Source organism: bacterium, from assembly GCA_040755795.1.
GTDB lineage: Bacteria > UBA9089 > CG2-30-40-21 > CG2-30-40-21 > SBAY01 > JBFLXS01.
Genome location: JBFLXS010000195.1, coordinates 1 through 7239, shown reverse-complemented (window position 1 = coordinate 7239; position 7239 = coordinate 1). Strand labels below are relative to the sequence as shown.

Annotated in this window: 6 protein-coding genes; all 6 read left to right on the top strand. The window is 41.2% G+C overall.

Features of this window, described 5'->3' with window-relative positions; genetic code table 11:
* The coding region (locus AB1414_12495) for a hypothetical protein (GenBank protein ID MEW6608242.1) at nucleotides 1-253 on the top strand (253 nt) is incomplete at its 5' end.
* Between the two features lie 314 nt (nucleotides 254-567).
* On the top strand, nucleotides 568-1179 hold the full coding sequence (locus AB1414_12490; GenBank protein ID MEW6608241.1) for a TetR/AcrR family transcriptional regulator: 612 nt from the start codon (nucleotides 568-570) through the stop codon (nucleotides 1177-1179).
* Complete coding sequence (locus tag AB1414_12485) at nucleotides 1176-2459, top strand: TolC family protein (GenBank protein ID MEW6608240.1); 1284 nt, start codon at nucleotides 1176-1178, stop codon at nucleotides 2457-2459. The genes AB1414_12490 and AB1414_12485 overlap by 4 nt, the downstream gene beginning before the upstream one ends.
* 2 nt (nucleotides 2460-2461) lie before the next feature.
* Nucleotides 2462-3595, top strand: coding sequence for an efflux RND transporter periplasmic adaptor subunit (locus AB1414_12480; GenBank protein ID MEW6608239.1), 1134 nt, complete (start codon nucleotides 2462-2464; stop codon nucleotides 3593-3595).
* 2 nt (nucleotides 3596-3597) lie between these two features.
* Complete coding sequence (locus tag AB1414_12475) at nucleotides 3598-6696, top strand: efflux RND transporter permease subunit (GenBank protein MEW6608238.1); 3099 nt, start codon at nucleotides 3598-3600, stop codon at nucleotides 6694-6696.
* Nucleotides 6693-6920, top strand: a complete 228-nt coding sequence (locus tag AB1414_12470; GenBank protein ID MEW6608237.1) for a hypothetical protein — start codon at nucleotides 6693-6695, stop codon at nucleotides 6918-6920. The genes AB1414_12475 and AB1414_12470 overlap by 4 nt, the downstream gene beginning before the upstream one ends.
* The last annotated feature ends 319 nt before the right edge of the window (nucleotides 6921-7239 follow it).

Sequence of the window (7239 nt, the reverse complement as noted above, 5' to 3'; positions counted from 1 at the left end):
CCATATTGAGCATAATTTTGGGCATGGGAAGAAGAATTTGTCGTTGAATTTCTTTTTGTTAAACCTACTTGCTTTTTTAATGCATCAGATATTTCAATTAACTTGTTTGCTCTATCAGGCTTGTCGGGAGAAATTTAGCAGTCGGAGAGAGTATTGGAATCAGTTACGGTGTACGATTCGGATATTAATTTTTCAAAGTTGGGAGGAGCTTTTGTGGTTTATTCTTTCGCCACCTGAACCAGCAAGTGGATGAAAAGGGAGAAAGGGGGATAAGATAGAGAAATAATATAATTAAATAAGGATTTGATTTTGTGATAAAGGGAATAGTGTGCCCAATTTCTAAGATAAAGGAGATTCTCCATAGGTTTAGGAGGGGGAAATTTTAAGCAATTTAGAGGAAGAAGATGTTTAAAAAGCAAAAAATGGCTTTAAGGTGGTTACTTGGGCTGTTTATTTAGTTTCACCGAGAATTGCTGCGAAGCAAGATTTTTTGTTGACAAATTTAAGATAATATGGTATAATCAGAAATAGAACGGACAAGTCCGTATTCTATGGAGGTACTAACTCATGGAGCTTCATGTTTCTGTTGGAAAAAGAGAGGCAAAAAGACAGGAGAAGGATGAACAAATACTCCAGGCAGCTATGACCGTTTTCTCAAGAGATGGTTATTATAAAGCAGATGTGGATGAAATTGCTGCCTTAGCTCAAGTAGGTAAAGGCACTGTGTATCGCCATTTTGAAAGCAAAAAGGGTCTATTTTTAGGTGTAGTAGAATGGGGCATTAGAATTATGAAGGATACTATACTTGAGGCTACTAAAGATATTGATTCTCCTATCAAAAAGACAACTCTGGCTATTTCTGCCTATTTAGACTTCTTTGAGAGCCATAGAGCTTTTTATCGCGTCCTGGTTCAGGAAACAACTGAGTTTAGAGAGGAAGTTGAGAAGATATTCAGAGAAAAGTATCTACCACACATCTGTCTAATAGAAAAAGAGCTTAACAAAGGGGTAAAAAATGGGGTAATAAAAGACATCAACACCTCAAGCGCTGCTTATGCTTTAATTGGGCTAACTAACGCCATAATCTACAAATGGCTGGTAAACGATGAAAAATACCCACTTAATAATGAACTGGATACTATATTAGAGATATGGCTTAGGGGGGTGATAAAAGAATGAGAACTTTTTTAGCAATTGTAGCACTTATAACTGGGATTTCCACGGTATGGGCAGAGGTTGGGCCGCTAAACCTGGAGAGAAGTGTTGAGATAGCTCTGGCTAATAATCATGGCCTGCTATCTGCCTCAAAAAAGGTAGCCTCAGCTAAAGAGAAAGTATGGGAGGCTAAAACAGGTTTCTATCCTATCTTTAGCTTATCTTCAAGCTATACCCGATTAAATGAAGCTACTACTGTGGATTTTCAGGGCAGGTCAATGGCTCTGAGTGATGAGGGGATTTCTGAGGCCAAAGGCATCATCCAGCAACCTCTGTTTACCGGCGGTAAAATCTCCTCTGGCTACAAATTGGCTAAGGCTAACTACGAAGCCGCTAAATATGAGTATGAAATGGTGAAAAACGAGCTAATCTTAGAAGTAAAAAGTGCTTATTTTGGTATTTTGAAGGCATTAAAATTTCAGCAAATTGCTCAGGAGGCAGTTGAACAGGTACAAGCCCACCTAAAGGTAGTTGGCAACTTCTATGATGTAGGTATGGTGGCTAAAGTGGATGTGCTAAAGGCAGAGGTGGAATTAGCCAATGTGAAGCAAAACCTAATTCGGGCAGAAAATGGGGTTAGGCTGGCTAATGCAGCATTTAATCAGGTGCTGGCACAGGACCAGAACACTCCGGTTGAGATTATTGACATCCTGGAGTTTAGGCCCCAAACTATAAATCTGGATAACTGTATCAAGCAGGCTCAAACAATGCGGCCAGAATTAAAGCAGATAAAAACTACCATTGAGGTTCTAAAACAAAGAGTGAAGATAGCCAGGAGCGACTATTACCCATCAGTTGCTCTGATAGGAAATTATGACTATCAAAAGGGGAAAAAAACACCGATTGATGAGTGGCAAGAAACCTGGATGGCAGCCGTTTCAGTAAACTTTACTCTATGGGACTGGAAGGCAAGAAAATCCAGGGTCAATCAGACAGAAGCTAATCTGGCAGCCGTAGAAGAGCAGTTGCTTCTCCTAAAAGACAGAATCTTGCTGGAAGTCAGACAGGGATGCCTTGGTTTAGAAGAGGCGGAAAAGAACATTGGCGTTGCCCAAAAGTCTATTGGACAGGCAGAGGAAAACCTACGCATTACCAAAGAGATGTACAAAGAAGGAGCCTCTACTACTACTGATGTGTTAGATGCACAGACCTTACTAACTCAAGCAAAAACTAATTACTATCAGGCATTGTATGATTATAACTTAGCCTGGGCAAAATTACAAAAAGCCATTGGGAGGAATTAATTATGAATAATTGCAAATTGCAAATTGCGAATTTAGGATTTTTTATTACCTTGAGTTTAGCCTTGATTGTTGGATGCACAAAACCGCCTGAAAAAGAGGTGAAAATAGAAGCTATCAGTGTAACAGTAACTAAACCATTTATTTCAGACATAGTTCTGACCACTACCTTTCAGGGCACTATTAAGCCTATTAAGGAGGCAAAAATTTCTCCTAAAATAGGGGGAATGCTTCTGCAGATTCTTGCCAAAGAGAATGATTATGTAAAAGCAGGCCAGGTAGTAGCCAAATTAGATGCAACTGATGCTCAAATTGGCCTTTCCCAGGCAGAAGCAGCTTTAACAACAGCTAATGCAGGGCTACATCAAGCAGAGGCAAACTTTGACCAGGCTAAAATAGAGTTTGAGCGGGCAGAAAGGCTTAATGCCACTAATTCCATTGCTAAGGCATCTTTTGATAAAGCTGTAACAGGCTATAAAATGACCTCTGCTCAACTTGAGCTGGCTAAGGCTCAGGTAAATCAGGCTGAGGTTGGACTCTCATCAGCTAAACAACACCTAAAAGATACCAATGTTACCTCTCCTATCTTTGGAATAATTACCTCTAAAATAGCTAATGAAGGAGAGAGAATAAAGGGGATGGAGACTATCCTTGAGGTTATGGATATTTCTACAGTTAAGCTTGAAGTGGCAGCTTCTGAAGATTTAATCACTAAAATTAAACGAGACCAGAAAATAAAAGTCTCTCTGGAGGCGTATCCGGATACAAAGTTTATAGGCATAATCCGTGAAATATCTCCTATTATCAACCCCCAATCGCGAACCTTCAATGTCACCATTTACATTAGAAATGCCCATCACCGGATAAAGCCGGGTATGTTTGCCAGGGTGAAGATTGAACTAGAAAAACACCAGAATGTCTTGTGTGTGCCTCAGGGAGCGGTTTTTAATCGAGGACTGGATAATTACCTCTATGTGATTGAGGGAAATCGTGCCAGGCTGAAGCAGGTTAAACTGGGTATACAGGATCTGGAGAAGGTAGAGATTACAGCAGGGTTAGCCAAGAACCAGGAGGTAGTCATTCGTGGGGTGGAGACTCTACAGGATGGAGCAATAGTCAGGGTGACAAGGAGGCAATAAAAGTGAACATCCCAGAGCTATCAGTTAAAAAACCCGTTTCTGTGCTAATGGTTATTTTAATCATTGTTATCATTGGCATAGTTGCTTTCTCCAAACTAACGGTTGACCTTATGCCAGATATAGACTATCCGGTTATCACGGTTATTACTAATTACGAAGGAGTAGCTCCGGAGGAGATAGAGGAGTTGATTTCTAAACCAATTGAGGAGGTAGTAGCTACTGTCTCTGGGGTAAAAAAGATTTCCTCAACCTCACAGGAAGGTGTGTCTTTAGTTCTGGTGGAATTTAACTGGGGCACAAACTTAGATGGTGCTGCCGCAGATATTCGGGAGGGGCTCTCAGTAATCCGGGATTTCCTGCCAGAGGATGTTTCAGACCCTATGGTTGTTAAGATGGATATTGGGGATATGCCTATTATGGCTCTAACCATTGCCAGTAAACGAGACCTGGCTCAATTGAAGGATTTTGCTGAAGATGTAATCGCTCCAAGAATAGAAAGAATAAAGGGTGTTGGCCAGGTAATGGTGATGGGTGGACTTATTCGGGAAATATTGATTGAGGTTGATATAGATAGACTTAAGGCTCACGGCATGTCTCTGTTTGAAATAGCTCAAAAGCTACGGCAAGAAAATATGGATAAAACCTGTGGTAAGATAATCCGAGGACCAACTGAATTTACCCTGCGCTCTATTGGTGAGTTCAGAGACGCAAAAGAGATGGAGAAAATAATTGTAGGAATAAAACAGGGTAATCCTGTATATCTAAAAGATGTGGCTTGTGTAAAGGATACCTTTATGGAAGTAAGAGGCTATGGAAGGTTAAAGGGACAGCATACCGTAGGCATGATTATTCGTAAGGAAGCAGATGCTAATACTGTTGCGGTAACAGATGAAATTCTAAGGCAGGTGCCAGTGATTGAAAAATATCTTCCTGCTGATGTTAAGATACACAAGGTGTTTGAAATAGCTAAATTCATTCGAACCTCCATCAATTCAACCAAATGGAGTGGGATTGAAGGAGGGATTTTAGTAGTAGTGGTTCTCTTCTTGTTCCTACGCCATTTTCGGCCAACTATGATTGTTGCTTTAGCTATCCCTTTTTCTATTATTACTACCTTTATCTTTATGTACTTCCGTGGATTCACCATCAATATCATGACCTTAACCGGGCTTATCATTGCCATGGGCAGGCTGGTAGATGATGCCATTGTAGTTATTGAAAATATCTTTAGACACCTCACTGCCGGTAAAAGCAGGCATGAGGCAGCCGTAGTCGGTGCTACTGAGGTTTCTATGCCTATTATTGCCTCCACCCTGACCACGGTAGCTGTATTCTTTCCCCTGATTTTTGTTACGGGAATCACTGGAGAGCTTTTTAAATCCTTTGCCTGGGTAGTAGCTTATGCATTATTTGCCTCTTTATTTGTGGCTATTACCCTTACTCCAATGATGGCATCAAAGATTTTAAGGGCAAAAACAGGAGGAGAGCAGGATGTGGGCTGGTATCATACCTTGCGAGAAAGATATGGTAAAATACTCTCCTGGTGTCTAAATAATAAAGGCAAGGTGCTGGTATTTTGCTTTCTTTTATTTGCCTCAAGCATTGGGCTTATTGCCTTTACCTCCCAGGAATTTATGCCAGCCTCTGACGAAGGCTCATTTATGGCTAGATTAAAAATGCCTGTTGGTACATCCCTTAAAGAAACCTCTGATGCTGTGTCTGTAATTGAGAAGAAGATACTCAAGATGAAAGATATAGATGAGGTTTTTACCTTTGCCGGAACCCATCAGGGAGGCTCAGCACGAGCTGGAGCAATGGGTATGGGCGAGGTCTCCGCAGTGCATACAGGTATGATAATGGTCTCCTTAAAGGATAGGGCAGAAAGAAGACTAACCACTGAGGAGGTAACCAAGCAGGTAAGGAAAATAGCTAATAGTATTCCAGGAGCCAGTCTGGATATCCATGATCTTGGCAGCATGATGATGGGTGGGAAGGCCCCAGTTGAAATAAAGGTGAGTGGTGAGGACTTGCCTACATTGAAATGGATTGCCGAGGATGTTAAACAGGTAATCTCAAAGATAGCTGGGGTGGTTGATATTACCACTAGTATGCAGCAGGGAAACCCTGAATTCCAGATAATCTATGATAGAGAGAAACTCTCTCTATCAGGCTTAACTGTGGCTCAAGCAGCTTCAGTGGTTAAGATGGCTGTGGATGGAGATGTGTGGACCAGGTTGAGACAGAGGGGAGAAGAGATTGACATTAGGGTCAGGCTTAAGGAATCACAGCGCAAAAGCCTGGATGATATAAAAAGTATTGCCCTCCCCTCACCCATTGGGTCTCAAATTTTACTTCGGGATGTAGCAAAGATTATTCCTGGTAAAGGGGCAGGGGATATTAAACGATTCAACAAGAAGAGGCAGGTGTCCATTACTACCAATTTAGCTGGCCGTAAGCTTGGTGATGTGATGAAGGAGGTAAAGGTAGCACTGACAAAGGTAACCTTACCTCCAGGATACTTAATCGACTTTGGTGGTGAATACGAAGATATGCAGAAGACTTTCCATGATTTGGGAATAATGTTCATCTTTGCTATTATCTTAGTCTATATGATTATGGCCTCTCAGTTTGAATCATTGATTCACCCACTCACTATTATGACCTGCTTGCCTTTTGCGGTTACCGGGGTATTTTTAGCTCTTTTTATCACCGGACAATCATTAAACATTGCTTCATTTATTGGCATTATCATGTTAGTTGGAATTGTGGTAACCAATGCTATTGTGCTGGTAGACTTCATTAATCAGCAAAGAAAAACCGGCTTAGAAATAAAGGAGGCAGTAATCGCTGCTGCTAAGATCAGACTCAGACCAATCCTGATGACCGCTATCTGTACCATTTTTGCTTTGCTACCAATGGCTTTAGCTCTGCGGGAAGGTGAAGAAGAAATGCAAGGACTGGCTATTGGAGTTATGGGAGGATTGACCACCTCTACCATACTTACTTTGATAATCGTCCCTATTGTATATATCATTTTTGATAATTGGAGGCAGAAGATGAAGGCTAATTTGCATACAACACTACATGGAGACTCAAAATGAAAATAAAAGTCGAAACATACTCCGGGTATAAGGCAGATGAGCGACCAACAGCCATTTTCCTTGAAGATAAAACTATCCAGGTGAAGGAGATCAAGGAACGATGTATAAGAGAACGGCATGACGGTGAGCGAGAAGAAGTCTTTGTAGTACTCACAAGCGATGGTAAGAGACAAACCATTGCTCATAACCTAATCAAAGAGGAATGGTTTTTAGAATCTATCTGAAAAACCAACGGATGCCTCAACCCTGGCCTGTCGCCAGGACAGGCTTGTTGAGGGAAAACACCCCGCACACACAAGTTTGGACTTCCAACTTTTCAGATAGACTCTTAATAACATCAGAGGAGTAATAAAAAGATCAGGATAATAGCCTTAAGTGTTTTTTCTGCCGCTTTTTACAATGCTGTATCAGTAACCGTTCAGGGCTATACATTAGAAGTGTAAACAAGGAGAAATGGGGAAAAGGGAGAATTGGAGAAATGGCTCAAACTTTTTCTTGCTCCACCCTTCGGACATCAATCCTGGAGTCTGCGAAATTTACCAG

Coding starts and splice junctions, on each gene's coding strand:
- AB1414_12490 (MEW6608241.1), top strand. CDS start 568: ATGGAGCTTCATGTTTCTGTTGGAAAAAGAGAGGCAAAAAGACAGGAG.
- AB1414_12485 (MEW6608240.1), top strand. CDS start 1,176: ATGAGAACTTTTTTAGCAATTGTAGCACTTATAACTGGGATTTCCACG.
- AB1414_12480 (MEW6608239.1), top strand. CDS start 2,462: ATGAATAATTGCAAATTGCAAATTGCGAATTTAGGATTTTTTATTACC.
- AB1414_12470 (MEW6608237.1), top strand. CDS start 6,693: ATGAAAATAAAAGTCGAAACATACTCCGGGTATAAGGCAGATGAGCGA.